This window comes from Billgrantia campisalis (genome assembly GCF_022341425.1).
GTDB lineage: Bacteria > Pseudomonadota > Gammaproteobacteria > Pseudomonadales > Halomonadaceae > Halomonas > Halomonas campisalis.
The window spans coordinates 44,611-71,439 of sequence record NZ_JABFUC010000010.1 but is presented as its reverse complement, the minus strand read 5'-3'; the positions used below and the strand labels follow the sequence as shown (position 1 = coordinate 71,439).

Annotated in this window: 22 protein-coding genes; 8 read left to right on the top strand and 14 right to left on the bottom strand. The window is 68.8% G+C overall.

Annotated elements, in window-relative coordinates; genetic code table 11:
- From HOP52_RS13060 to HOP52_RS13050, 3 genes are read right to left on the bottom strand one after another with little or no spacing between them, the layout of a single operon-like run.
- Positions 1-1,476, bottom strand: a complete 1,476-nt coding sequence (locus HOP52_RS13060) for an N-acetylmuramoyl-L-alanine amidase (RefSeq protein WP_238977833.1) — start codon at positions 1,474-1,476, stop codon at positions 1-3.
- Entirely contained in the window at positions 1,476-1,976 is a 501-nt protein-coding gene (gene tsaE, locus HOP52_RS13055; RefSeq protein ID WP_238977832.1) for a tRNA (adenosine(37)-N6)-threonylcarbamoyltransferase complex ATPase subunit type 1 TsaE, read from the bottom strand. Before tsaE ends, HOP52_RS13060 begins: the two co-directional genes overlap by 1 nt.
- Before the next feature lie 32 nt (positions 1,977-2,008).
- Positions 2,009-3,568, bottom strand: a complete 1,560-nt coding sequence (locus HOP52_RS13050; protein WP_238977831.1) for an NAD(P)H-hydrate dehydratase — start codon at positions 3,566-3,568, stop codon at positions 2,009-2,011.
- Between the two features lie 101 nt (positions 3,569-3,669).
- Between HOP52_RS13050 and queG the strand changes: the two genes are divergently transcribed.
- Positions 3,670-4,797: a tRNA epoxyqueuosine(34) reductase QueG gene (gene queG, locus HOP52_RS13045; protein WP_238977830.1), complete on the top strand. Its 1,128-nt coding sequence runs from the start codon at positions 3,670-3,672 to the stop codon at positions 4,795-4,797.
- Between the two features lie 292 nt (positions 4,798-5,089).
- Here the strand turns inward: queG and orn are convergent, their stop codons facing one another.
- Positions 5,090-5,674, bottom strand: a complete 585-nt coding sequence (orn, locus tag HOP52_RS13040; protein ID WP_238977829.1) for an oligoribonuclease — start codon at positions 5,672-5,674, stop codon at positions 5,090-5,092.
- Positions 5,675-5,761: 87 nt separating this feature from the next.
- Between orn and rsgA the strand changes: the two genes are divergently transcribed.
- The 3 genes from rsgA (at position 5,762) to asd (ending at position 8,696) form a co-directional block, all read left to right on the top strand.
- A complete protein-coding gene (gene rsgA, locus HOP52_RS13035) occupies positions 5,762-6,793 on the top strand; it encodes a small ribosomal subunit biogenesis GTPase RsgA (RefSeq protein WP_238977828.1) in 1,032 nt (343 codons plus the stop codon).
- A gap of 70 nt (positions 6,794-6,863) precedes the next feature.
- Entirely contained in the window at positions 6,864-7,694 is an 831-nt protein-coding gene (locus HOP52_RS13030) for a sulfurtransferase (RefSeq protein WP_238977827.1), read from the top strand.
- Between the two features lie 15 nt (positions 7,695-7,709).
- Positions 7,710-8,696, top strand: a complete 987-nt coding sequence (gene asd, locus HOP52_RS13025) for an archaetidylserine decarboxylase (RefSeq protein ID WP_309675005.1) — start codon at positions 7,710-7,712, stop codon at positions 8,694-8,696.
- On the opposite strand, the gene epmA is transcribed toward asd, so the two are convergent.
- Positions 8,693-9,679, bottom strand: a complete 987-nt coding sequence (gene epmA / locus HOP52_RS13020; RefSeq protein ID WP_238977826.1) for an EF-P lysine aminoacylase EpmA — start codon at positions 9,677-9,679, stop codon at positions 8,693-8,695. The two genes, asd and epmA, sit on opposite strands and share 4 nt — an antisense overlap.
- 325 nt (positions 9,680-10,004) lie before the next feature.
- Positions 10,005-10,571, bottom strand: a complete 567-nt coding sequence (gene efp, locus HOP52_RS13015) for an elongation factor P (RefSeq protein ID WP_238977825.1) — start codon at positions 10,569-10,571, stop codon at positions 10,005-10,007.
- A gap of 218 nt (positions 10,572-10,789) precedes the next feature.
- Here efp and epmB point away from each other — a divergent pair, with 218 nt between their 5' ends.
- On the top strand, positions 10,790-11,875 hold the full coding sequence (gene epmB / locus HOP52_RS13010) for an EF-P beta-lysylation protein EpmB (RefSeq protein ID WP_238977824.1): 1,086 nt from the start codon (positions 10,790-10,792) through the stop codon (positions 11,873-11,875).
- A 228-nt stretch (positions 11,876-12,103) separates the two neighbouring features.
- Here the strand turns inward: epmB and leuA are convergent, their stop codons facing one another.
- From leuA to pgi, 8 genes are all read right to left on the bottom strand, one after another.
- On the bottom strand, positions 12,104-13,810 hold the full coding sequence (gene leuA, locus HOP52_RS13005; protein WP_238977823.1) for a 2-isopropylmalate synthase: 1,707 nt from the start codon (positions 13,808-13,810) through the stop codon (positions 12,104-12,106).
- Between the two features lie 330 nt (positions 13,811-14,140).
- Positions 14,141-14,998, bottom strand: coding sequence for an ion transporter (locus HOP52_RS13000; protein WP_238977822.1), 858 nt, complete (start codon positions 14,996-14,998; stop codon positions 14,141-14,143).
- 145 nt (positions 14,999-15,143) lie between these two features.
- Positions 15,144-15,404, bottom strand: coding sequence for a TIGR02647 family protein (locus HOP52_RS12995; protein ID WP_238977821.1), 261 nt, complete (start codon positions 15,402-15,404; stop codon positions 15,144-15,146).
- Positions 15,405-15,539: 135 nt separating this feature from the next.
- Complete coding sequence (serB, locus tag HOP52_RS12990) at positions 15,540-16,760, bottom strand: phosphoserine phosphatase SerB (protein ID WP_238977820.1); 1,221 nt, start codon at positions 16,758-16,760, stop codon at positions 15,540-15,542.
- 58 nt (positions 16,761-16,818) lie between these two features.
- The gene (parC, locus tag HOP52_RS12985) at positions 16,819-19,080 is read right to left on the bottom strand and encodes a DNA topoisomerase IV subunit A (RefSeq protein WP_238977819.1); all 2,262 of its coding nucleotides are present in this window, start codon (positions 19,078-19,080) and stop codon (positions 16,819-16,821) included.
- A gap of 222 nt (positions 19,081-19,302) precedes the next feature.
- On the bottom strand, positions 19,303-21,183 hold the full coding sequence (parE, locus tag HOP52_RS12980; protein ID WP_238977818.1) for a DNA topoisomerase IV subunit B: 1,881 nt from the start codon (positions 21,181-21,183) through the stop codon (positions 19,303-19,305).
- On the bottom strand, positions 21,180-21,824 hold the full coding sequence (locus tag HOP52_RS12975; protein WP_238977817.1) for a YqiA/YcfP family alpha/beta fold hydrolase: 645 nt from the start codon (positions 21,822-21,824) through the stop codon (positions 21,180-21,182). The genes parE and HOP52_RS12975 overlap by 4 nt, the downstream gene beginning before the upstream one ends.
- 39 nt (positions 21,825-21,863) lie before the next feature.
- Positions 21,864-23,543 carry a glucose-6-phosphate isomerase gene (gene pgi, locus HOP52_RS12970; protein WP_238977816.1) on the bottom strand — a complete coding sequence of 560 codons (1,680 nt, stop codon included), beginning with the start codon at positions 23,541-23,543 and terminating at the stop codon, positions 21,864-21,866.
- Positions 23,544-23,625: 82 nt separating this feature from the next.
- Here pgi and cmoA point away from each other — a divergent pair, with 82 nt between their 5' ends.
- The 3 genes from cmoA to cmoB are packed head-to-tail and all read left to right on the top strand — an operon-like array spanning position 23,626 to position 26,817.
- A complete protein-coding gene (gene cmoA, locus HOP52_RS12965; RefSeq protein WP_238977815.1) occupies positions 23,626-24,366 on the top strand; it encodes a carboxy-S-adenosyl-L-methionine synthase CmoA in 741 nt (246 codons plus the stop codon).
- 9 nt (positions 24,367-24,375) lie between these two features.
- Positions 24,376-25,806 (top strand): phospholipase D-like domain-containing protein, encoded by a 1,431-nt coding sequence (locus HOP52_RS12960; RefSeq protein WP_238977814.1) that lies wholly within the window; start codon positions 24,376-24,378, stop codon positions 25,804-25,806.
- Between the two features lie 24 nt (positions 25,807-25,830).
- Positions 25,831-26,817 (top strand): tRNA 5-methoxyuridine(34)/uridine 5-oxyacetic acid(34) synthase CmoB, encoded by a 987-nt coding sequence (cmoB, locus tag HOP52_RS12955; protein WP_238977813.1) that lies wholly within the window; start codon positions 25,831-25,833, stop codon positions 26,815-26,817.
- Positions 26,818-26,829 lie beyond the last annotated feature (12 nt).

Below are 26,829 nucleotides of genomic sequence, written 5' to 3'. Positions count from 1 at the left end.
TCATGAACGCGGAATCCGCAGCACCTGCCCGACCCGGATCACGTCGCCGTTGAGCTCGTTGGCCTGCTTGAGCCGGCCGACGGGTACGCCGTGCCGGGAGGCGATCTGCGACAGGGTATCGCCGGGCTGAATGCGATATTCGTTGCTGGTGGGGCTGCGCTGGTTGTCGCGCTGCCAGGCCAGCAGGCTGGCCGGCGGCGGGTTGCGGCGGAAGTGGTCGCGCAGCCCGGCGAAGATCGCCTCGGCGAGTTTCTGCTGATGCGCCGGGTCGCGCAGGCGGCGCTCCTCCTCGGGGTTGGAGATGAAGCCGGTCTCGATCAGCAGCGACGGGATATCCGGCGACTTCAGCACCATGAAGCCGGCCTGCTCCACCCGGCTGCGGTGCAGGCGATTGACCTGCCCCAGCCGGTCGAGCACCTGGCCGCCGATGGAAAGCGAGTCGTTGAGGGTGGCGGTCATGGTCAGGTCGAGCAGCACGCCGCGCAGCACCTCGTCCTTGTCGTTGAGCGACAGGTTGCCGTCCACCCCGCCGATCAGGTCGGCCTGGTTCTCGCTATCCGCCAGCCACTGGGCGGTCTCCGAGGTGGCCCCGCGCTGGGAGAGCGCGTAGACCGAGCTGCCGCTGGGACGTGGGCTGTTGAAGGCGTCGGCATGCACCGAGACGAAGAAATCGGCCTTCTGCTCACGGGCGATGCGCGTGCGCTGGCGCAGCCCGATGTAGTAGTCGCCGTCGCGGATCATTACCGCCCGGAAGCCGTCGGCGCCATCCACCAATTTCTGCAGCCGGCGGCTGATCTCCATCACGACGTCCTTCTCACGGGTTCCGCCGGGCCCGATGGCGCCCGGGTCCTCGCCGCCGTGGCCGGGGTCGATGGCGATGATGATATCGCGTCGCGGGTGCGGCTTGGCCGGCTGGCTGGCCACCGCCGGCTCGGGGCCCACCTGGGGCGCCGCCTCGCTCCCCTCGGCACGGCCGCGGTTGGCGGCGATCTCCTGCTCGCGGATCATCGCCTCGATGGGGTCGATGGGATTCTCCACTGCGCTCTCGCCGGGGTACTCCATGTCCACCACCAGGCGGTGGCCGTACTGATCGTTGGGCGGCAGCGTGAAGTGGCGGGGCTCCACCTCCCGGGAGAGCTCCAGCACCACCCGTAGCCCGCTACCGTCGCGCACGCCGCTGCGCACACCGGTGATGGCGCTGCCATCCAGGTTCAGCTTGGCGAGGTCGGTATTGAGGCCGCTGTCGTCGAGGTCGATGACCAGCCGTCGCGGGTCGTCCAGGGTGAAGACATTGGCCTCGGCGTGGGTCGAGAGATCGAACACCAGGCGGGCGTGGTCGGGCGCCGCCCACAGCCGAACGTTATCGACCTGGGCCGCCTGGGCCGTGCCACCGAGCAGCACCAGGCTCAGTGCCAGTAACAGCGTCAGGTACCAGCATCGGGCAAGCGCCGCGGGGCCAAGGGATCGGATCGTCATCACGATGGTCTGCGTTCCTGCTCGATGGTCGCGAATTCCAGCTTAGCGTCCCGGGCCAGCCGCGCCAGCACGGCATCCCCGTGGTCGGTGCCGGCGACCAGCTGCGCCTCACGGCCGGGATCGCCCAGGCTCAGGGTCACCACCAGATCCGGCGTCGGCAGCCAGCCGCTGCCGCGGGCGGGCCACTCGACCAGACAGAGGGCATCGTCGGCGAACAGGTCGCGCCCGCCGATGAACTCCAGCTCCTCGGGATCGCCCAGGCGATAGAGGTCGAAGTGGTAGATGCGCTGTCCATCGAGCGCATAGGGCTCGACCAGCGTGTAAGTGGGGCTCTTCACCGCCCCCTGGTAGCCGTAGGCGCGCAGGATACCCCGCGCCAGGGTGGTCTTGCCGGCGCCGAGCTCGCCTTCCAGGTAAACACGGCCCTCGCCGCCCAGGGCGCGCCCCAGGCGCTCGCCGAAGGCGACCTGGCGCTGTTCATCTTCCAGCTTTACACGCATCCTCACCCTCTGTTCTTCGCCGCCTCTTGGCATCACGACGCCCTCACCGTCCCGCCGTTTCGGGGGGGGGCCTTGGGGTTGATCAAGGTCCGCGCATAGGATGCCAGATCGCCGGCCAGCAGACCACGCTCCCCGCCATCTTCGGCGGCCCGGTCGGCGGCCAGGGCATGCACCAGCACGCCCAGCCAGGCGGCACTCTCCAGCGCCAGGCCCTGGGCCAGCAGCGCGCCCAGGATCCCGGTGAGGGCATCGCCCATGCCGCCGGAGGCCATGCCCGGGTTGCCGTAGGGACAGACCGCCACGCCGCCGGGGCCGGCCACCAGGCTGCCGGCGCCCTTGAGCACCACCACGCCACCGCGGCGACGCTGGAGCTCGACCGCCGCGGCGGGGCGGTCGGCCTCGACCTCGGCGGGGCTGATGCCCAGCAGCCGCGCGGCCTCGCCGGGGTGCGGGGTAAGAACCCAGTCGTCACGACGCGCTTCGGTGAAGCGCGACGCCAGCAGGTTGAGGCCATCGGCATCCACCACCAGCGGACGATGGCTGTTCAGGGCCGCCTGCAGCATGCCCTGCCCCCAGCTACCCTGCCCCAGCCCCGGGCCCACCGCCAGCACGTCGGCCTGGGCGGGCAGCTCGCCCAGGTCGGCGGCGCCGCGCACGCCATGGACCATCACCTCGGGGCGGCGCACCAGGCAGGCGGTGACATGGGCCGGCGCCGTGGCCAGACTGATCTTGCCGGCCCCCAGTCGCGCCGCGGCCTCGCTGGCCAGCAACGCCGCCCCACCGAAGCCGGGGGCACCGCCCAGCACCAGCAGGTGGCCCATGTCGCCCTTGTGGGCATCGCGGGCGCGGGGCGACAACAGCCGGGCCACCAGGCGCTCATCGAGCAGCCGGGCTACCGGAACCAGGTCGTCATGGGCCTCGGCATCCACCCCCAGGGCGCGGAAATCCACCTCGCCGGTGAGCGCCGGGGCGCGGCCGGTGTGCAGGCCGAGCTTGTCGCCGATGAAGGTCACCGTGCGCGTGGCGCGTACCGCCACGCCCAGCTCGGCCCCGGTATCGGCGGCCAGCCCCGAGGGAATGTCGATGGCCAGCACCGGCAGGCCGCTGGCGTTGATGGCGTCGATGGCGTCGCGGAAGTCACCGCGCACCTCGCCACCGAGCCCGGTGCCCAGCAGGGCATCGACCACCACCTCGCCACTGAAGGCCAGGTCGGGGCGCCAGGGCACCAGGCCGACCCCGGCGGCGCTGGCCATCTCGGCGGCGCGGGCGGCATCGCCGCTGAGCTCGTCCACCGGCTTGAGCACCACCCGCTGCACCTCGACGCCGGCCACCGCGGCCAGCGCCGCCAGCACATGGCCATCGCCGCCGTTGTTGCCGCCGCCGCACAGCACGGTCAACCGCCGCACCCCCGGCCAGCGACCCTTGAGGCTCTGCCAGGCCGCGGTGGCGGCGCGCTGCATCAGGGCGAAGCCTTCGATTCCGTCGGCGATGGTGCGCCGGTCGAGCTCGCGGACCTGCTCGGCGCGATAGAGCGGGCGCAGCGGCGGGCGGGCCGTGTCCCGGTCGGCTGTGTCGAAGTGACGCTTGGACATCCGGTGTCTCCCCAGTTGGCGATGCTTTATCATGGAGTGTGTAATCTCAACGGCGACTTCGCCAACCCACCCGCGCGCTTTTCCGTGGTTCTTCCTCGATCATGACAGCCCTCTCTAAAGCAGTCTCCTCCACAGCCCCCACCGCCCTGGACGACACCGAGCTTGCGGCCCTGGCGGACACCATCAAGACCTGGGGCCGCGAGCTGGGGTTCCAGCAGGTCGGCATCGCCGATGTCGACCTTGCCGCCGACGAGGCGCATCTGCAGCGCTGGCTGGACGCCGGCTACCACGGCGAGATGGGCTTCATGGCCAAGCATGGCACCAAGCGCACCCGTCCCGAGGAGCTGGTGCCGGGCACTTTGAGGGTGATCAGCGTACGCCTGGACTACCTGCCCGCCGAGGTGGAGAGCGCCAAGGTGCTGGGTCAGCCGGAGACCGCCTACGTATCGCGCTACGCGGTGGGCCGCGACTATCACAAGCTCATGCGCAAGCGCCTGGCGACCCTGGCCAAGTGGATCGAGGAGAAGACCGGCCCCTTCGGCTATCGCGCCTTCGTCGACTCGGCGCCGGTGATGGAGCGCGCCCTGGCGCGCAAGGCGGGCCTCGGCTGGGTGGGCAAGAACGCCATGCTGCTCAATCCGAAGGCGGGCTCGCTGTTCTTTCTCGGCGAGCTCTACGTCGACCTGCCGCTGCCCGTCGACCCGCCCTTCGAAAGCGAGCACTGCGGCAGCTGCAGCGCCTGCCGCAGCGCCTGCCCCACCGACGCCATCGTCGAGGACCGGGTGGTCGATGCCCGGGCCTGCATCTCCTATTTGACCATCGAGCTGTTCGGCGCCATTCCTGAGCGCTTTCGCGAGGCCATGGGCAACCGGGTGTTCGGCTGCGACGACTGCCAGCTGGTCTGTCCCTTCACCCGCTTCGCCCGCGCGACCAGCGAAGACGACTTCGCCCCGCGCCACGACCTGGACCGCGCCAGCCTGGTGTCGCTGTTCGCCTGGGGGGAGGAGGAGTTTCTCGACAAGACCGCCGGCAGCCCGATCCGCCGCATCGGCTACGAGCGCTGGCTGCGCAACCTCGCCGTGGGCCTGGGCAACGCCCCCTGGAGCGAAGCGGTGGAGGCGGCCCTGCTGGCGCGCCTGCCCTACCCCTCCGACCTGGTGCGCGAGCACGTGCGCTGGGCGCTCGGCCGGCAGCGGGAAAAGCGCCAGCGGTTGATCGCCAGCGGCTGACACTTCATGGGATGGCATGCGAGCCTCTCCCCCGGCAAGCGGCGCTGGGGGAGTGACTCGGCAACCGTAGATGCCTGCCGTGGGAGGCCGGTTTACCGGGCGAAGCAGCGCGCAGCGCTGCCTGGACAGGGCGTAGCCTTTTTTCAAGCCATCAACGCTAGCGGCGCTGGGGACAGGGTGGAGCGGAGGTCATTTGCCAGGGATGGCAAATGTAGCGCCCAGGGATGGGTTCACAGCGCCTCCGCGAAACCCTGTCGCCAGGTAAGCCGCGGCGAGAGATGCTTTGAACCTTTCACTCCTCCTCATCGCGCTCGCTGCCCGCCAGGCGCAAAAACGTATTGCGGTAGTGGGCCAGCTCGGCGACCGATTCGCGAATGTCGTCCAGCGCCTGGTGGGTGTTGCGCTTCTCGAAGCCCGCCTTGGCGCCGGGGTTCCAGCGTTTGGCCAGTTCCTTGAGGGTCGAGACGTCCAGGTTGCGGTAGTGGAAGAAGGCCAGCAGCTCGGGCATCTCCCGCTCCAGGAAGCGCCGGTCCTGGTGCACGCTGTTGCCGCACATCGGCGAGGCGCCGGGCTTCACGTGGGCCTTGAGAAACTCGAGGGTGCGTCGCTCGGCCTCGGCGGTATCGACCCGGCTCGCCTTGACGCGGGCCACCAGCCCCGACTCGCCGTGGGTCTTTTGATTCCAATTGTCCATGGCATCGAGCAGGCTGTCGGGCTGATGCACGGCGATCACCGGCCCCTCGGCCACCAGGTTGAGGTCGTTATCGGTGATCAGGGTCGCCACCTCGATGATGCGCTCGCGGTTCGGGTCCAGCCCGGTCATTTCCAGGTCGATCCACACCAGCAGGTCCTGGCGCGGGGCGGGGGTATCGGTCATGGGGCAGACTCCAGCAAAAATCGCGCAGCAGGACAGGCCGGGCCACGCTGGTTACAATGCCGACATTGTAACGATCTTCGGGCGCCCATGAGCAAACGTAAGTTGAGCCGCCAGCAGCGCTGGCGCATCGAGAAGGTTCAGGCCGAGCGCAATCGCCGCGCCGGGCAGCGCGATGCCCGGGAGGCACAGAGGCTCGCCGCCGGCGAATACGGCCCCGAGCGGCCCGGCCGGGTGATCGCCCACTTCGGGCGCACCCTGGACGTTCGCGGCGAGGACGGGACCACGCTGCGCTGCCACCTGCGCGCCAATCTCGAGGGGCTGGTTACCGGCGACCGGGTGGTGTGGCGCGCCGCCGAGGACGACCAGGGCCGGGTGGTGGACGGCGTGGTGGTGGCACGCGGCGAGCGCACAAGCGTGCTGGAGCGCCCCGACGCCCGCGGTCAGCTCAAGCCGGTGGCCGCCAACATCGACCAGATCCTGATCGTCTTCGCCGTGGAACCGGCCCCCCATGCCAACCTCATCGACCGCTACCTGGTCGCCGCCGAGGCCACCGGCATCGCCCCGGTGCTGGTGCTCAACAAGATCGACCTGCTGCCGGAGGGCGGCGGCGAGCTCATGGCCCTGCTCGAGCGCTACGCGGCCCTGGGCTACCCGGTGGTGACCACTACCACCGCCGAGGCGACGGGGCTTGCCGCCCTGCTCAAGCGCCTCGACGGGCGCACCTCGGTGTTCGTCGGCCAGAGCGGGGTGGGCAAGTCCTCGTTGATCGACCGCTTATTGCCCGATGAGGAACTTCGCATCGGCGCGCTGTCGAAGGATTCGCGCAAGGGCACCCATACCACCACCACGGCGCGGCTCTATCGCCTGCCCGCCTCGCGCGGGGGGGAGCTGATCGATTCGCCGGGCATTCGCGAGTTCGGGCTGACCCACCTCGATGAGCAGCAGGTCGCCGAAGGCTTCATCGAATTTCGCCCGCTGCTGGGCCGCTGCCGCTTCCGCGACTGCCGACATCGCCAGGAGCCCGGCTGTGCGCTGCTGGCGGCCGTGGAGCGGGGCGACATTCATCCCCAACGCTTTGCCAGCTATCGACGGATCGTCGACAGTCTCGGTGAGACCTGACGGCCTCGGCAGGCGGCGATACTGCCCAGCCCCGGCCGGGCCCCAGGACAAGAGAAACAGGAGGTGTGTCATGAGCTCTGAAGCCAACCTGCTACCGCTGATCGTCGAGCCCGAACAGCTCGCCGCGCATATCGACGAACCGCAGCTGTTGATCATCGACGTGCCACTGCGCGCCGACAGCTACCAGGAGGGGCATGTCCCCGGGGCGATCTACCTCGACCACCGCCTGCTGCTGCGCGGTGAGGGGGACGCCCCCAGCGATGCGCCCTCCGCCGAGGCGTTATCACGGCTGTTCTCGTCGCTGGGCCTGACCCGCGATACCCACGTGGTGGCCTACGACGACGAGGGCGGCGGCTGGGCCGGGCGCCTGCTGTGGACCCTGGAGCTGATCGGCCACAGCCGCTACTCCTATCTCAACGGCGGCATCCACGCCTGGCGCCAGGCCGAGCTGCCGCTCTCCACCGAGCCCCATGCCCCCTCGCCCAGCGACTACGAGGCCGAGATCCTGCATCCCGAGGTGGCGATCGATCGGCTCGAGCTGGTCGAGCGCCTCGGTGAGAAAGGCTTCGCCATCTGGGACGCCCGCTCACCGGAGGAGTACCGCGGCGAGCGCGGCAACAATAAGCGCCTGGGCCATATCCCCGGCGCCGTGAACCTGGAGTGGACCCGGGCCATGGACCCGGAGCGCGGCCTGCGCATTCGCGACTACGCCGAGCTGATCACCGAACTCGAGGCCCTGGGCCTGACCCCGGACATGGAAGTGGTCACCCACTGCCAGAGCCACCACCGCAGCGGTTTCACCTGGCTGGTGGGCCGGGCGCTGGGCTTCGAGCGCATGCGCGGCTACGGCGGCTCCTGGATGGAATGGGGTAACCGCGACGATACGCCCATCGAAAAATAGAACGGAAACCCTTACGTGTCACTTGCCAAACTCTTTGCTCTGATCCAATACCCGCTCCCCCACCATCTGCTCTCGCGGCTGGTGGGCCGACTCGCCGAGACGCGGATCGGCTGGCTCAAGAACCTGCTGATCAAGGCCTTTATCCGGCGCTTCAAGGTCGATATGCGCCAGGCCGCCGAGCCCGAGCCGACCGCCTACGCCAGCTTCAACGACTTCTTCACCCGCCCGCTGACGCCCGAGGCCCGCCCCCTGGGCGACGGCCTGCTGTGCCCCGCCGACGGCACCCTGTCGCAGTTCGGCGCCGTGACCGCGGGACAGCTGATCCAGGCCAAGGGGCACCGCTTCGCCATGGCCGACCTGCTGGGCGGCGACGGCGAGGCGGCGCAGCGCTACCTGGGCGGCAGCTTCGCCACCGTCTACCTGTCGCCCAAGGACTACCACCGGGTGCATATGCCGCTGGCGGGCACACTCACCGAGATGGTCTATGTGCCGGGGCGGCTGTTCTCGGTCAACGCCGCCACCACCCGGCACGTGCCCAACCTCTTCGCCCGCAACGAGCGGCTGGTCTGCCACTTCGATACCGAGCACGGCCCCATGGTGCTGGTACTGGTGGGGGCGATGATCGTCGCCGCCATCGAGACGGTATGGGCCGGCCAGATCACCCCGCTGCCCCGCGGCGGCGTGCAGCGCCTGCGCTTCGACACGCCGGTGCGCCTCGAAAAGGGCGCGGAGATGGGCCGCTTCAAGCTCGGCTCCACGGTGGTGATGGGCTTCGCCGAGCCGGTCGCCTTCGCCGAGGGTCTCGAGCCCGACGCCAAGGTGCAGATGGGGCAGTCGTTGGGGGAGCTGACTCACTGGGCCAGGGCTTTCCCGGCGGAAAGTCCCGGGGTGCCGGACCATCGCGGAGGCGCTGTGAACCCATCCCTGGGCGCTACCGATGCCATCCCTGGCATAGGACCTCCGCTTCGACTTCCCCCCGGCGCCCTGGCCTCGCGCATCTAGCAGCGCGGCGTGGCGAAGGCCATCACCTCGGCCACGCTCTGCTTGCCCAGCGCCAGCTGGATCAGTCGGTCGAGGCCGAGCGCCACCCCGCTGCCCGCCGGCATGCCGTGCTCCAGGGCCGCGAGCAGGCGCGCGTCGACATCCACCTCGGGCAGCCCCGCCGCGCGGCGTTCGGCGTTGTCCGCGGCGAAGCGGGCGCGCTGCTCTTGGGCGTCGGTGAGCTCATCGTAACCGTTGGCGAGCTCCAGCCCCGCCCGATACACCTCGAAGCGCGAGGCCACCCACTCACCGTCCTCGGGATCGCGGTGGCGCCGCGCCAGGGCCGCCTGGCTGGCCGGGTAGTCCACCACCACGTCGAGACCGTCTCGCCCCAGCGTCGGCTCGATCTCGAGGCTGATCAGCAGATCGAGGCAGGCGTCGCGGGGCGAATCGGTCATATCCAGCCCGCCCCGCTCGGCGGCCAGGCGGCGCAGCGCCGGCAGCGGCTCGTGGAAGGGGTCGAGCCCCAAGTGCTCGCGGAACAGCTCGCGGTAACGGCGCCGACGCAGCGGACCCGCCTCTTCCCCCAGTTCTGGGCCCAGCACCGCGCCGACCAGCTCGGCCGTTTCATCGATCAGCGCATCGAGGGAAAACCCCGGCCGGTACCACTCCAGCATAGTGAACTCGAGGTTGTGGCGGCGCCCCACCTCGCCATCACGGAAACTGCGTGCCAATTGGAAGATCGGCCCGCTTCCCGCAGCGAGCAGTCGCTTCATATGAAACTCCGGCGAGGTCTGCAGCCACAGCCGCTCCCGCCCGGCCGGGGTCGTCGCCTCGGCGCAAAGCGAGGCGAGATGCACATCGGTGCTGCCGCCATGGCCGAGCACCGGGGTCTCCACCTCCAGCACCCCACGCGCGGCAAAGAAAGCCCGCACCTCGGCCAACAGCCGCGCCCGCTCGCGCAGCGTCTCGATACTCGCCGTGGGCCGCCAGTCAGTCGCCATGACATCTTCTCCGGAACGATGAAGGCCACGCTGGATTAGCGTGGCCTACGTGGAAGCTGTCGGAGAGTGCGGCTGATCCGGCGACAGGCACTTCGCGGAGGCGCTGTGAACCCCTCCCTGGGCGCTACATTTGTCATCCATGACAAATGACCTCCGCTCCGACCTGTCCCCGGCGCCGCTAGCCACACAAGCAACACTATCGCCCTCTCCGAGCAATGCTCAGACTAGGCGAATCCTGGCTAAGGCGGCGGAGTTTAGCAGCGCTAAATGAGCAAGCCGTGCAAGGATTCAACGCCGTATGAGCGAGCGCAGGAAGGGCCGCACCTCAAGCGCGGGAGACGTACTCACCACTGCGCGTATCGACCTTCAGCACCTCACCCTGGTTGATAAACAGCGGCACGCGGACCACGGCACCGGAGGAGAGCGTGGCCGGCTTGGAGCCGCCCTGGGCGGTATCGCCCTTGAGGCCCGGGTCGGTCTCGACCACCTCGAGTTCGATGAAGTTGGGCGGGGTCACGCTAATGGCGTTGTCGTTCCACAGCGTCACGGTGTAGGCCACCTGCTCCTTGAGCCATTTCTCGGTGTCGCCCAGCGCCTTTTTCTCTACCGGATACTGCTCAAAGGAGCCATCGGTCTTCATGAAGTACCACATCTCACCGTCGTTATAGAGGTACTCCATCTCCAGGTCGAGCACATCGGCACCTTCCAGGCTATCGCCCGACTTGAAGGTGCGCTCCCAGACCCGGCCGGTCATCAGGTTGCGCAGCTTGACGCGGTTGAAGGCCTGCCCCTTGCCCGGCTTCACGAACTCGTTCTCGACGATCGCACAGGGGTCGCCGTCCAGCATCACCTTCAGACCACCCTTGAATTCGTTGGTAGAATAGTTCGCCATGTTGTCTCTCGTATGATCGAGCGCGTCTCGGCACGGACCGAGCGCGCGGATAGAAATCGACGAGGGCGCAACCCCTTCGCCCCTAGTAACTGGTGTGCCGCATGATAACCCGAAGCCCCGCCCCTTTGCAGTGCCACGACGTAGGCGAAGAGAGCAGACAGCGCTGTTCACAGCGAGAGGCGCCGGGGACAGGTCGCAGAGGGGGTCCTACGCCAGGGATGGCGTCGGTAGCGCCCAGGGAAGGGTTTATAGCGCCCCCTCGTAGACCTGTCGCCGGCTCAGCCTCGAGCGTTACCGCCCGCCCTGACGAAACCCAGCCGCTGCAGGCACCCGCCGCCTGGCAGTCCCAGCTCGCCCGGGCCATCCGCGACCCGGCCGAGCTGTGCCGCCGGCTCGGGCTGGACGACGCCTGGCGGCCCGGCGCCGAGGCGGGCCACGCCCTGTTCGAGGTGCGGGTGCCCGAGGCTTTCCTGGCGCGCATGCGCCCGGGCGACCCCGATGATCCCCTGCTGCGCCAGGTGCTGCCGCTGGGTGAGGAGACCGCGGCCACCCCCGGCTATGTGGCCGACCCCCTGGCCGAGGCCGAGCACAGCCCGGCGCGCGGGCTGATCCACAAATACGCCGGGCGGGTGCTGCTGATCGCCAGCCCCGCCTGCGCGGTAAACTGCCGCTACTGCTTCCGGCGCCACTTCCCCTACACCGAGAACGCCCCTTCCCGGGCCCAGTGGGACGCAACGCTGGACACCCTGCGCCGGGACGACACTCTCCACGAAGCGATCCTCTCCGGCGGCGACCCGCTGGCCGCCAGCGACCGCCAACTCGGCTGGCTGGTGGAACGCCTCGACGCCATCCCCCACCTCCGGCGCCTGAGGATTCACACCCGTTTGCCGGTGGTGATACCCGACCGTGTCGACGACGCCCTGCTCGGCTGGCTCGCCGCGACGCGCCTGCAGAAGGTCGTGGTGCTGCATATCAACCACGCCCAGGAGATCGACCAGGCGGTGATCGATGCCTGCGCTCGACTGAAAAACGCGGGCGTGACGCTGCTCAACCAGAGCGTGCTGCTGCGCGGCGTCAACGACTCGATCGACGCCCAGGCCGCGCTCTCCGAACGACTGTTCGAGGCCGGGGTGCTGCCCTACTACCTGCACGTGCTCGACCCGGTGGCCGGCGCGGCCCACTTCGACGTCCCCGACGACGAGGCCCGCGAGCTGGTCGCGGGCCTGCGCAAGGTGCTACCGGGCTTTCTGATGCCCACCCTGGTGCGGGAGATCCCCGGCGAGGGAAGCAAGACGCCTCTCTGACGAGGGACGAGGGACGAGGGACGAGGGACGAGGGACGAGGGACGAGGGACGAGGGACGAGGGACGAGGGACGAGGGACGAGCAAAATGTTAGAGGAGCCTGCCGACGTAAGTGGCGCCGAGGGCAGGCTAAAGCGAAGGTCATTTGCCAGGGATGACAAACCCCCAGGGACGGGTTTACAGCGCCTTCGCGAAAGCCTGCCCTCGGATAAGCCGCGATGACTGGCCTATCAAGCGAGCGTTGCTGCCGTCACATTGGCCGCGGGCTCCTCACTGGACACATGACGGTTGATGGCGCTCATCACCGCCTTCATCGATGCCGTGGTGATGCTCTCGTCGATCCCCACGCCGAACACCGCCTTGCCGTCGAGGCGCACCTCCACATAGGCGATGGCCTCGGCGTCGGCACCCTGGCCGCGGGAGTGCTCGTGGTAGTCGATGATCTCCACGTCGTGGCCTTCGGCCGCGAGCGCGCGGATGAAGGCCGCCAGCGGGCCATTGCCTTCGCCGCGAATGGTCTGCCGCCCGCCCTGCTGCTCGATCTGCGCCTCCAGATGCACCCGGGGGCTGTCCGGCTCCGAGGAGAGCCGGTGGTTGATCAGCGCGAAGGGCGCGGTCTGCTCCACGTACTCGTCGGCGAAGGCCTGGTAGATCATCTGGGAGGTGATCTCGCGGCCGGTGCGGTCGGCCACTTCCTGGACCACCTGGCTGAACTCGATGGAGAGCCGGCGCGGCAGCTCGATGCCGTGCTCCTGCTCCAGCAGGTAGGAGACCCCACCCTTGCCGGACTGGCTGTTGACGCGAATCACCGCCTCGTAGCTGCGCCCCACGTCCAGCGGGTCGATGGGCAGATAGGGCACCTCCCAGACCGCCTCGGGATTGGCGCGACGCTCGGCCATGCCCTTCTTGATGGCGTCCTGGTGGGAGCCGGAGAAGGCGGTGAACACCAGGTCGCCCACGTAGGGGTGGCGCGGGTGCACCGGCAGCTGGTTGCAGTACTCCACCTCGCGCATGATCGGCGTGATGTTGGAGAAATCCAGCGCCGGGTGGACGCCCTGGGTGTAGAGGTTCATGGCAAGCGTCACCAGATCCACGTTGCCGGTGCGCTCGCCGTTGCCAAACAGGGTGCCCTCGACCCGGTCGGCACCGGCCATCAGTCCCAGCTCCGCCGCCGCCACGCCGGTGCCACGGTCGTTGTGGGGGTGCAGGCTGACGATCAGGCTGTCGCGGTTCTTGACGTTGCGGCAGAACCACTCGATCTGGTCGGCGTAGTTGTTGGGAGTGGCGGCCTCCACGGTGGCCGGCAGGTTGACGATCATCGGCGCCTCGGGCGTCGGCCCGTAGGCGGCCATCACCGCTTCGACCACCTCCTTGGCGAAGTCCATCTCGGTGGTGGTGAACAGCTCCGGCGAATACTGGAAGGTCCAGTTCGTCTCCGGCGCCTCCTCCATGCGCTGCCTGATCAGGGTGGTGGCATCCACGGCGATCTGGGTGCACTCGGCCTTGTCGACGTTGAACACCACCCGACGGAACACCGGGTCGGTGGCGTTGTAGACGTGAACGATGGCGTTCTTCGCGCCCTTGAGGGACTCGAAGGTGCGATCGATCAGATGCGGGCGGGCCTGGGTCAGCACCTGGATGGTGACATCGTCGGGCACCTTGTTCTGCTCGATCAGCGCGCGCACGAAGTCGAAATCGGTCTGGGAGGCCGAGGGGAAGCCCACCTCGATCTGCTTGAAGCCGATCTTCACCAGCAGGTCGAAGAGGCGCTGCTTGCGCTCATGATCCATGGGATCGATCAGCGCCTGGTTGCCGTCGCGCAGATCGACGCTGCACCACAGCGGCGGCGCCTCGATCCGCCGGGCGGGCCACTGGCGGTCGGGCAGGTCAACGGTAACGAAGGGACGGTACTTGGCGGCGGGGTTATCGAGCATCATGGCGGCATTCTCCCTGGCTGGCGGTGCGGCGGTGATCAGATACGGTGGATTCGACGACGAGAAACGCCAACGCCCCGACGGCCGGGGCCGGTCGGGGCGTTGCGGTCGAGCAATGTGGGAACGCTACCCGGCATCGCAGTGGCGATGCGGCCTACGGCAGCGACGCGGACTCTCATGGGGAAGACGTTATCTGTGACTGACATGGTACCACCTCGTATCGATCTAGACAGTGGCAATGCAGGCGGCATTGCCCAGCGCGCTCAAAAGCGGGCTAGTAGTCGTAGATCGAGGTCGAGGCGGTACGCTGTCGTGTTCATGGGTACTAGAGAATCAGCCTTGGGCGCCTTTGTCAACTGCGGAGGTGGCCCGCTCCCCCAGCAGGGCTTCCATGCGCGTCAACTGGCTGCGCAGTTGGCGCACGTCATCACGCAGGCCGTGTAGCTCGGCGGCCTCCCCCTCGCCGCTCTCCAGCTCGATCGCCAGGCTCTCCTTCTGCATCACGTCGAGCACGATGCCGATCATCATGTTGAGGAAGATGAAAGCGTTGAGAAAAATGAAGGTCAGGAAGTAGATCCAGGCATAGGGGTAGTGCTCCATGGTGGGATAGAGCACCGCCGTGGCCCAGCTTTCGAAGGTGGCCACCTGAAACAGCGTGAGCATGGCCAGCGAGATGTTGCCCCACAGCTTTTCATCGACGCTGGCGAACAGGAAGCTGCCGACGGCGCCGTAGATGTAGAAGATGATGAACATCAGCAGCGCCACATAGCCCATGCGCGGGATCGACTTGACCAGCGCCACCATCAGGATGCGCAGCTCCGGGATCATCGACACCAGGCGCAGCACCCGGAAGATGCGCAGCAGCCGCGCCAGCAGCACCATCTCGGAGTCGTCCAGGGGAACCAGGCTGGCGGTGACGATCAGGAAGTCGAAGACGTTCCAGCCCTTCTTGAAGAAGTCACGCAGGCGCCGCTCCGCGGCCATGCGGATCAGGATCTCCACCAGGAAGAACACCGTCACGCCCACGTCGAAGACCCGCAGCACCTGCTCGAAGCGGGTGGTTTCTTCGTAGGTTTTGGCGCCGATCAGCAGCGCCGAGAGGATGATGATGGCGATGACGACGGATTCGAACAATTTGTTGGCGCGCAGCCGCTCCAAGCGGTCGCGCCAGGTCTCGAAGCTGGTGCTCATGAGCATATCGGTCGGCGATCAGGGAGGCGTCCCCCAAGGGGGCGCCTCGCGGGAAGTGGATGACGGGAGCGGATTATCGCCGATTGCCGCCGATGGGCAAAGCGTTGCCCGCCTCGGGAAGAAGCGGGCACCGCACGACAAGGGATCAGGTGGTGAGTTCGACGGGGTCGAGAATCCCCCGCAGCGCCTGGGTATGGACGGCGGCCTCGCGGCCCAGGGTGGTCAGGTAGCCGCCGTCGGCCTGGGTCACCAGGCCCTTGGCATGCAGCCTCGCCACCGCCGCGACCGCCTCGGGGGCGGCCGTGCCGGTGTGCACCTTGAGCCCCTCCTGGGTGGAGTCCGGGTTGAACAGGCAGAGGAGATTGAGCTCATCCAGCTGCTCGGGGGTGAAGCGTGATTGGGGCATGACGACCTCCTGGTCCGATGGGATTCCCCGAAGGTAAGCCACAACGGGGCCGGCGACCAGTCTTGGCTTGCCAGGCGCACGAATTTCCGGCTGGCCGTCCGCTCGATGCGCCAATCGCGGGCGCTTCGAGATTCCCTACTCGTCTTCCAGGTCCACTTGGCGATAGCCCATCAGGTAGAGCACGGCGTCGATGCCCAGCGTCGAGATCGAGTGGCTGGCCTGGCGGCGCACCAGCGGCTTGGCGCGAAAGGCGATGCCGAGCCCGGCGGCGGCCAGCATCTTGAGGTCGTTGGCGCCATCGCCCACGGCGATGGTCTGCTCCAGGGTCAGCCCTTCGCGCGCGGCGATTTCGCGCAGCAGCTCGGCCTTGCGGCTGGCGTCGAGGATCGGTTCGCGCACCTCGCCGGTCACCTTGCCGTTCTCGATGACCAGCTCGTTGGCGTGGATCTCGTCGAAGCCGAGCCTCTCCTGCAGATGGCGGGCGAAGTAGGTGAAGCCGCCGGAGAGGATCGCCGTGCGATAGCCCAGGCGCTTCAAGTGCTTCATCAGCCGTTCGACGCCGTCCATCAGCGGCAGCGTCTCGGCGATCTCGGCCAGCACCGACTCGTCGAGCCCCTTGAGCTTGGCCATGCGCTCGCGGAAGCTCTGCTGGAAGTCGAGCTCGCCACGCATGGCCCGCTCGGTGACCTCGGCGACTTCGTCATAGACGCCGTGGCGACGGGCCAGCTCGTCGATCACCTCGGCCTGGATCAGGGTGGAGTCCATATCGAAGCAAACGAGCCGCCGGTGCCGGCGCCAGATGGAGTCCTCCTGGATGGCGATGTCGACGCCGTGCATGGCGCCCAGCGCCAGGGCCTTTTCGCGCAGGGCGTCCAGGTCGACCTCCTCCCCGCGCAGCCAGCACTCCACGCAGGCGCCTTGAATCTGGTGGTCACGCGGCACGCCACCGTCCAGCGGCTCGCGGCCGGAGAGGCGGTGGATCAGTTCCACGGTGAGACCGTGCTCGGCGGTCAGCGCCCCCACCTCGGCCAGGATGCCTGCCGGCAGGTGCGGCGCCAGCAGGGTCAGGATCAGTCGCGGCTGGCTGGCCTGCACGCTCCAGCGCTGGTAGTCCTCGGCGCTGACCTGGATCGCCTGAATATCCAGCCCCAGGCTGTCGCCGGCCGCACTGAGCGCCCCTTCCAGGTCGCTGTCGTGGTCGAGCCCCACCAGCGCCTCCAGCGAGACCATGCCGAAGGTCACGCTCTGGTTGATATCGAGCAGGCGGGCGCCGCTGCGCGCCATGGCCTGGCCCAGGCCGGCCAGTTGGCCGGGTCGTGCCGCGCCGGTGGCGCGAATCAGCAGTCGTCGTGTCATGGTTGCCTCAGAAAATAGCTGGGGTTCGCGGCTAACCCGGCGCCGCGATAACGGCTTGTCAGGCGTCGGCGGTCACTGCTTCCAGCCGATCCACCTTCTGCAGGCCGCGGGGCAGCTTGCTGCCGCGCCGGCCGCGCTCGCCCCGATAGTAATCCAGATCGGCGGCCTTGAGGGTCAGGTGGCGCTTGCCGGCGTGTACCACCAGGCTGGCACCGGCGGGCAGCACCACCAGGTCGCGCACGAACTCCTCGCGGCGTGCCGCTCTGGCGCCGGGGATATCGATCATCTTGTTGCCCTTGCCCTTGGCCATCTCGGGCAGCTGTTCCAACGGGAACACCAGCAGCCGGCCCTCGTTGGAGACCGCCGCCACGCTCACTCCCTCGCCTTCCGGCACCACCACCGGGGGCAGCACGTTGCAGCCCTTGGGCACCGTGAGCACCGCCTTGCCCGACTTGTTCTTGCCGGTCAGCGCCTCGAGCCGTGCCACGAAGCCGTAGCCGCCGTCGCTGGCGAGCAGGAAGCGGCTCTCCGGAGGGGCCAGCATCAGCCCCGCCATGTGGGCCCCGGCCACCACGTTGGCGCGGCCGGTGACCGGTTCGCCCTGGCCGCGGGCGCTGGGCAGGTTATGGGCGGTGAGGGTATAGGCGCGCCCGGTGTCGTCGAGCAGCACCAGGGGCTGGTTGGTCTTGCCCCGGGCGGCCAGGTGGAAGCGGTCGCCGGCCTTGTAGGAGAGCCCCGCCGGGTCGATCTCGTGGCCCTTGGCACTGCGAATCCAGCCCTTCTCGGAGAGCACCACGGTGACCGGGTCGGCGCCCACCAGCTCCACCTCGGACAGCGCCCGGGCCTCCTCGCGCTCGACGATCGGCGAGCGACGAGCGTCGCCGTGGGCTTCGCCGGCGGCGCGCAGCTCCTCCTCGATCAGGTCGGTGAGCGCCGCCTCGTTGCCGAGCAGCTCCTGCAGGCGGTCGCGCTCGGCCTCGAGCTCGTCCTGCTCGCCGCGGATCTTCATCTCCTCGAGCTTGGCCAGGTGGCGCAGGCGCAGCTCCAGGATCGCCTCGGCCTGGCGGTCGCTGAGCCCGAAGGCTTCCATCAGCGCCGACTTGGGGGCGTCCTCCTCGCGAATGATGCGGATCACCTCGTCGATATCGAGGTAGGCGATCAGCAGGCCCTCGAGGATATGCAGGCGATCCTCGACCTTGCCCAGGCGGTGCTCCAGGCGACGCCGCACCGTGGCGCGACGGAAGCGCAGCCACTCGCCGAGCAGGTCGGGCAGCGGCATCACCCGCGGCCGGCCGTCGAGACCGATGACGTTCATGTTGACGCGGATATTCTTCTCGAGGTCGGTGGTAGCGAAGAGATGCGCCATCAGCGCCTCGATGTCGACGCGGTTGGAGCGCGGCTCGATCACCAGGCGGGTGGGCTCCTCATGGGTCGACTCGTCGCGCAGGTCGGCGACCATGGGCAGCTTCTTGGCCTGCATCTGGGCGGCGATCTGCTCGAGGATCTTGGCCCCGCTGACCTGGTAGGGCAGCGCGGTGACCACGATGCTGCCCTCCTCCATCACGTAGCGCCCGCGCAGCTTCACCGAACCGCGGCCGCTCTCATAGAGTTTTCTGAGATCGGCCCGCGGGGTGATGATCTCGGCCTCGGTGGGGAAGTCCGGCGCCGGGACATGTTCGAGCAGGTCGGCGACGCTGGCCTCGGGGTGGCGCAGCAGGTGGCAGGTGGCCTCGACCACCTCGGTGACGTTGTGCGGCGGAATGTCGGTGGCCATGCCCACGGCGATGCCGGTGCCGCCGTTGAGCAGCACATGGGGCAACCGCGCCGGCAGCACTACCGGCTCATTCATGGTGCCGTCGAAGTTGGGGGTCCAGTCGACGGTGCCCTGCCCCAGCTCGGCCAGCAGCACTTCACTGAACTTGGAGAGCCGCGCCTCGGTGTAGCGCATGGCGGCAAACGACTTGGGGTCGTCGGGGCTGCCCCAGTTGCCCTGGCCATCCACCAGCGGGTAGCGGTAGCTGAACGGCTGGGCCATCAGCACCATGGCCTCGTAGCAGGCGCTGTCGCCGTGGGGGTGGAACTTGCCCAGTACGTCGCCGACGGTGCGCGCCGACTTCTTGTACTTGGCGTTGGCCCCCAGCGCCAGCTCGCGCATGGCGTAGATGATGCGCCGCTGTACCGGCTTCATGCCGTCGCCGATATGCGGCAGCGCCCGGTCGAGAATCACGTACATCGAGTAGTCGAGGTACGCCTTCTCGGTGTATTCGCGCAGCGAAAGGCGTTCGACATCGCCCTCCGCCACCTGGATATCCATGGTCATACGATAAGCCCCTGGTCAGGGTTCAATGTCGGTATCAATTCCGCGGCTAACCCGGGGGCAGACTGGCGAGGACGCGCTGTGAACCCATCCCTGGGCGCTACCGATGGCATCCCTGCCATCGGACATCCTCGCCAGCCCACCCCCGGCGCCGCTTACTGTCAGCGACTTAACACCCTCCGCTGCGGAGCCGCTTCGAGCGAAGGGCTGGGAAGACTCGTTCACTCAAACTTCGATATCCGCCAAATTGCCGTAGTCCTCGAGCCAGCTCTTGCGGTCGGCGGAGCGCTTCTTGGCCAGCAGCATGTCCATCATCTCCATGGTGCCGTCGCCGACCTCGCGGGTCAGCTGCACCAGGCGGCGGGTCTCCACCGCCATGGTGGTCTCGCGCAGCTGCAGGGGGCTCATCTCGCCCAGGCCTTTGAAGCGCTGCACGTTCACGGTGCCGCGCTTGCCCTCCAGCTTGCGCAGGATCGCCGCCTTCTCGCTCTCGTCCAGGGCGTAGTGCACCTCCTTGCCCAGGTCGATGCGGTAGAGCGGCGGCATGGCCACGTAGACGTGGCCGGCGTCCACCAGCGCCGGGAAGTGGCGCACGAAGAGCGCGCACAGCAGCGTGGCGATGTGCAGGCCGTCGGAGTCGGCGTCGGCCAGAATGCAGATCTTGTGATAGCGCAGCTTGGAAAAGTCGTCGCTGCCGGGGTCCATGCCGATGGCCACGGCGATATCGTGGACCTCCTGGGAGCCGTAGATGTCGTGACTGTCCACTTCCCAGGTGTTGAGGATCTTGCCGCGCAGCGGCAGGATCGCTTGGCTCTCGCGGTTACGCGCCTGCTTGGCGCTGCCGCCGGCGCTGTCCCCCTCCACCAGAAACAGCTCGCTGAGTGCGGGGTCCTGGCCCGAGCAGTCGGCTAGCTTGCCGGGCAGCGCGGGGCCCGAGGTGACCTTCTTGCGCACCACCTTCCTGGCGCTCTTCTGGCGGCGCTGGGCGGCGTTGATCACCAGCTCGGCCAGCGCCTCGGCCTGGTCGACGTGGTGGTTGAGCCACAGCGAGAAGGCGTCCTTGACCACCCCGGCGACGAAGGCCGCCACGGTGCGCGAGGAGAGCCGCTCCTTGGTCTGGCCGGCGAACTGCGGGTCGAGCATCTTCACCGAGAGCACGTAGGAGACGCGCTCCCAGAGGTCGTCGGCGGTGAGCTTGACGCCGCGCGGCAGCAGGCTTCGGTACTCGCAGAACTCGCGCAGCGCCTCGAGCAGCCCCGAGCGCAGGCCGTTGACGTGGGTGCCGCCCTGGGGAGTGGGGATCAGGTTGACGTAGCTTTCGAGCAGCGGCTCGCCGCCCTCCGGCAGCCACTGGATCGCCCAGTCCACCGCCTGCTCGTCGTCGGCGAAGTGCCCCACCAGGGGCGAGACCGGCAGCACCTCATAGCCGTCGGTGGCCTGCGCCAGGTAGTCGCGCAGGCCGTCCGCGTACTGCCAGACGGTCTCGCTGCCGTCGGTCTCCACCAGGGTGACCTTGAGCCCGGGACAGAGCACCGCCTTGGCGCGCAGCAGGTGCTTGAGCCGCCCGATGGCAAGCCTGGGACTGTCGAAGTAGCCCGGGTCCGGCCAGAAGCGTACCAGGGTGCCGGTGGCACGCTTGGCGACGCTGCCGATCACCGAGAGCTCCGAGACCTTGTCGCCGTGTTCGAAGGCCATGGCGTAGCGGTTGCCGTCGCGCAGCACCTCGACCTCGAGACGCTGGGAGAGCGCATTGACCACCGACACCCCGACCCCGTGCAGGCCGCCGGAGAAGCGGTAGCTGGAGGCGGAGAACTTGCCCCCGGCGTGCAGCCGCGTGAGGATCAGCTCGACCCCGACGACGCCGTGCTCCGGGTGCAGGTCGATGGGCATGCCGCGCCCGTCATCGGTGACCTCGATGCCGCCGTCCTCGAACAGCCGCACGCTGACCTCGCCGGCATGGCCGGCCAGGGCCTCGTCGACGCTGTTGTCGATGACCTCCTGGATCAGGTGGTTGGGACGCGAGGTGTCGGTGTACATCCCGGGGCGCTTGCGCACCGGTTCGAGCCCGGAGAGTACTTCGATTGAGCTGGCGCTGTACTGTGTCATGGGTCGTCCATATCCAGGTCCTGATCGGAAATGCGTCCGGCTTCCAGGCGGTGGCCGCCGTGGGCGAAGATCGCCGGGAGATACTCGGCCAGCACGCCAAAGCCGTGGTCGCTGCGCGGGTGCAGGACGGTGCGCGCGCCGCGGTAGAAGGCGAAGGCATCGGCCGGGTCCAGGGTCTCGTCCCGGCTGCCCAGCAGCAGCAGATAGCGCTGCGCCGTCACCGCCTTGGGGGTCAGCGCCTCGAGCTCTGTCAGGTGCTCGACGCCCACCGTGAAGCGCTCGCCGGTGTCGTCGTTGACGAATCGCTCACCGACCCAGCCCGCCACCAGCGCCGCCGGGGCCACCGCCGGGTTGATCAGCGCGGCGGGCAGGGCGTGGCGCTCCGCCAGGCAAGTGGCGAGGAAACCGCCCAGCGAGCTGCCGGCAACCAGCGGCGCCGGCCCCAGCCCGGCCAGCCGCGCCTCGGCCAGGGCGAAGGCCGCCGCGGGCCGGTGGGGCAGCTGCGGCGTCTCGCAGGGCAGCCCCAGAGCCCGGCAGGCCGCACGCATCAGCGCCGCCTTGGGCGACCCCCAGCCGCTGTTGAAGCCGTGCAGGTAGAGCACACCGCTGGCCGGCGGGCAGGCGTAGGGGGCGCTCAGCATACCCAAAACCCTGTATGCATTACCAGTCCCGGTACGCGATCAGTCACCATTCGGCGCTTCCGCCCGCCAGGCCGCCTCGACCAGGCCGCGGGTCGAGGCGTCCATCCCCTCGTGGCCACGGTGGCTCTCGAGGATGCGCTGGGTCTCGCCGGCGATCTGCTTGCCCAGTTCCACGCCCCACTGGTCGAAGGGGTTGATGCCCCAGATGGTCGCCTGCACGAAGACCTTGTGCTCGTAGAGGGCGATCAGCGCCCCCAGCGTCGCCGGCGTCAGGCGGTCGAGCAGCAGGGTGGTCGAGGGCTGATTGCCACGATAGCGCTTGTGGCCGGGCCGCTCGCCGGGTTCGTCGATGGCCTCATCGCCCAGCATCAGCAGCCGCGACTGGGCGAAGCAGTTGGCCAGGGTCAGGCGGTGCTGCCCCATCAGGTGGTCGCGGGTGGCCGGCTCCCGGACGTCCTCGTAGCGCACCAGCGGCGCGATGAAGTCGCACACCACCGGCTGGGTGCCCTGGTGGAGCAACTGGTAGAAGGCGTGCTGGGCGTTGGGGCCAAGCTGGCCCCACAAGACCGGACAGGTCGAATAGCTCACCTGGCGGCCGTCGAGGGTCGCCGACTTGCCGTTGGACTCCATCTCCAGCTGCTCGAGATAGGCGGCGAAGTACTCCAGGCGGCCGTCGTAGGGCAGGATGGAGTGGGCGCGGATATCCAGGAAGTTGACGTTCCAGATCCCCGCCAGGGCCAGCAGCACCGGCAGGTTATCGGCGAGCGGCGCCGTGGCGAAGTGGCGATCCAGGACGTGGGCGCCGGCCAGCAGCTCGCGGAAGTGGGCCATGCCGATCACCAGGGCGATGGGCAGGCCGATGGCGCCCCACAGCGAGTAGCGCCCGCCGACCCACTCCCAGAACTCCAGCTGGTTGGCCTCGGCGATCCCCCACTCGGCCATCTTCTGCGGACTCGCCGAGACGCCGATGAAGTGCTGGCGCATCACCAGCGCCTCGTCGACGCCCTCGCTGCCGGCACACACCAGGCGCGTCATCAGCCAGTCCCGCGCCGTGCGGGCGTTGGACAGGGTGTCGATGGTGGTGAAGGACTTCGACGAGATCACGAACAGCGTCGTCTCGGGGTTGAAGCGGGTCAGGTAGTCGACCAGCTGGGAGCCGTCCATGGTCGAGGCGAAATGCACCTCGATGGGCGCCACCCCCTCGGGGCGATAGTCGGCCAGGGCATGGGTCACCATCTGCGGCCCCAGATCGGAGCCGCCCACCCCCAGGTTGACCACGTCGTGAATGGGGCGCCCCGTGGCCCCCCGCCACTGGCTGGCATGCAGGCGCTCGACCATGGCCGCCATCCTGGCCAGGGTGGCCTGCACGCCGGGCACCAGGTCTTCGCCCTCCACCACCAGCGAGGCCTCGGGCGGCAGGCGCAGGGCGGTGTGCAGGGCCGGGCGATCCTCGCTGACGTTGACCCGCTCGCCGGCCAGCAGAGCGCCGATGGCCTCGGGCACCTCCGCCGTGCAGGCCAGGTCGAGCAGCCGCGTCAGGGTCTCGGCGCACCAGCGCTGCTTGGAGAGGTCCAGGGTCAGTCCCGCCGCCTGGCGGGTGAAAGCCCGCCCTCGCTGCGGGTCGGCGAACAGCTCCCCCAGGTGGCGCCCGCGCACCTTCTGCGCATGCGCCGCCAGGGCCTGCCAGGCGGCGGTCTGATCGATGGGGGGATGGCTCATGCGGCTCCTCCTTGACGTCCAGTCGTGCAGCCGGCCCGCGACACGCGTAAAATGAGGGCCAACCTGCATTTTCGGCATGCCCATGAGTGACGCATCTTACCGTGACGCGATCTTTTCCACACCCCTGGACCGGGTCGCGCGCTTCTCCTTCGATGAGCAGGTGGTGGCCTGCTTCCCCGACATGATCCGCCGCTCGGTGCCGGGCTACGGCCAGATACTCGGCATGCTGGGGCTGATCGCCCAGCGCCACCTGCGCCACGGCGCCCACGTCTACGACCTGGGCTGCTCGCTGGGCGCCGCCAGCCTGGCGCTGGCCGGCAGCCTGCCGCCGGAAGCCTTTCGCCTCACCGGGGTCGATCTCTCGCCGGCCATGGTGGCGCGCGCCCGCGAGACCCTGGCCGCCGAGTGCCCCGACCACGCCATGGAGGTCATCGAGGGCGATATCCGCACCCTGGACTACCGGCCCTCGGGGATGATCGTGCTCAACTTCACCCTGCAGTTTCTGCCGCCGGAGGACCGCGACGCCGTCATCGGTCGACTCTTCGCGGCCCTGGAGCCCGGCGGCGTGCTGGTACTGTCCGAGAAGGTGGTCGACCCCGACGAAGCCGACAACGCCTGGCGGGTGGAGCGCTACCACGACTTCAAGCGCGCCAATGGCTACAGCGACCTGGAGATCAGCCAGAAACGCACCGCGCTGGAGAACGTGCTGGTGCCGGACACCCTCGAGGCGCATCACGCCCGCCTGGCGCGGGCCGGCTTTCCGCGCTCGCTGACCTGGTTCCAGTACCTCAACTTCGCCTCGCTGGTCGCCTTCAAGCGCTGAGGAGCCGCCATGAGCGCTGCATGGATGCTACCGCTGGGCCTCGGCCTGGCACTCTACCTCGCCACCGTCTGGTGGCATTCGCGCAAGCCGCTGCCGCCCGGGCTGCGCCTCGCGGGCCCCTGGCGTGGCGCCGCCGAGGCGCGGCTGCTGCGCGACGAGACCTTCATCGACACCCACGGCCGACAGCGCTGTCGGCAGCAGGTCGTCGATGAGCTGCTGGCCCTGATCGGCCAGGCGCGGCGGCTGATCGTCATCGACATCTTCCAGCTCAACGATCCGGACAGCGCACCGCCCGACTGCCACCGCCGGGTCGCCGCCGAGCTGATCCAGGCCCTGCTCGCGCGCAAGCGCGAGGTACCCGCGCTCGAGATCGTGCTGATCACCGATCCCATCAACCACGTCTACGGGGGGCAGCCGGCCGGCCACTTCGATGCCCTGCGCCAGGCCGGCATCCGGGTGGTCGAGACCCACCTGCCCGCCTCCCGCGACCCCAACCCCAGCTGGAGCGCGCTGTGGCGGCTGACCATGCGCTGGTGGGGCAACTCGCCCCGCGGCGGCTGGCTGCCCAATCCGCTGGGCCCGGGCAAGGTGACCCTGCGCAGCTACCTGGCATCGCTGAACCTCAACGCCAATCACCGCAAGACCCTGGTGGCCGATCACGGCGACGACTGGCGGGCGGTTGTCAGCTCCTGCAATCTCAACGATACCAGCAGCAATTACCGGGAACTCGGGCTCACCTTCGCCGGCCCCGCCGCCCTCGACCTGCTCGACTCGGAGCGACAGATCGCCGCCTACTCCGGCGCCTCAGTCGAGGTTCCCGCCCTGCCGCCGGTCGAGCCCCCGCGGCGGACAGCGCCGCGACTGCGCGTTCTCGGCGAAGGGGCGATACGCGACGCCCTGCTCGAGACCATCGATGACGCCAGGCCGGGAGAGCGGCTGGACATCGAGGTGCTCTACCTGTCGCACCGCGGCCTGATCACCGCCCTGCGCAAAGCCCACCGTCGCGGCGTGGCCCTGCGCGTGCTGCTCGATCCCAGCAAGGCCCACTTCGGCCGCCCCAGCCCCGGCATTCCCAACCGCCCGGTGGCGCGCGAGCTGCACGATGCCGGCATCGCGGTGCGCTGGAGCGACACCCGCAGGGAGCAGGCCCATGCCAAGCTGCTGCTGCGCAGCGGCGAAGGGCGCCCGGCGATGCTGCTGCTCGGCTCGGCCAACTTCACCCGCCGCAGCCTCGACGATCTCAACCTGGAGGCCAACGTGCAGCTCGAAGCCGAGTCCGACCACCCCGCCATGGCCGACGCCCACGCCGCCTTCAAACGCCACTGGCACAATGGCCCCGAGGAACACTACAGCGCCGACTACCCGGCCTATGCCGACCGCTCGCGTCTGCGCTACTGGCGCTATCGGGTGATGGAGGCGAGTGGCTGGTGCACTTTTTAAGGCTCTTCACAATCAGGACACTGCATGCCACACCCCCACCGCGATCTCTACCACGCCTTCGTCGACCAGGGACTGGAACGCTGGCTGGCCCGACTGCCCGACCAGCTGGCCGCCGGGTTGGACCGCCGGCGCTACGGCGACCTGCCGGCCTGGGAGAAGGCCGTGGCCAAGCTGCCGGCGCTGCCCGACTCACGCCAAGTGCACCTCGACCGCGATACGGTGACGGTGGCGTGCGCGCTTGATGACAGCCAGCGCCGCCAGTGCGAGAACCTGCTGAGAAAGCTCGCGCCCTGGCGCAAGGGGCCCTACTGCCTGGGCGGCATTCTCATCGACACCGAGTGGCGCTCGGACTGGAAATGGCGGCGCGTCGCCCCGCACCTGGCCCCGCTGGCCGGCCGGCGAGTGCTGGACGTGGGCGGCGGCAGCGGCTACCACGGCTGGCGCATGGCCGGTGCCGGGGCGGCCTTCGTGCTGGTGATCGACCCCTCGCCGCGCTTCTACTATCAGTTCCAGGCGCTGCGCCACTTCGTCGGCGACGCCGATGGCCACCGCACCCACTTCCTGCCGGTGGGCATCGAAGACGTGCCCGAGCGGCTCGGCTTCTTCGACACGGTGTTCTCCATGGGCGTGCTCTACCACCGCCCCTCGCCGCTGGAGCATCTGGGCCAGCTCAAGGAAGCGCTGCGCCCCGGCGGTGAGCTGGTGCTGGAGACCCTCGTCGTGGAGGGCGACGCCACCACCGTGCTGCTGCCCGGTGAGCGCTACGCCGCCATGCCCAACGTCTACTTCCTGCCGTCATCCGCGGCGCTCTGCCAGTGGCTCGAGCGCTGTGGGTTCGACAACGTGCGGGTGGTGGACGAGGCGGTGACCACCACGGACGAGCAGCGCAGCACGGACTGGATGACCTTCCAGTCGCTCGCCGACTTCCTCGACCCGACCGACCCGACGCGGACCCGGGAGGGCTATCCGGCGCCGCGGCGGGCGGTGGTCATGGCCAATCGTCCTGGGTAAGCCCGTCCGCAA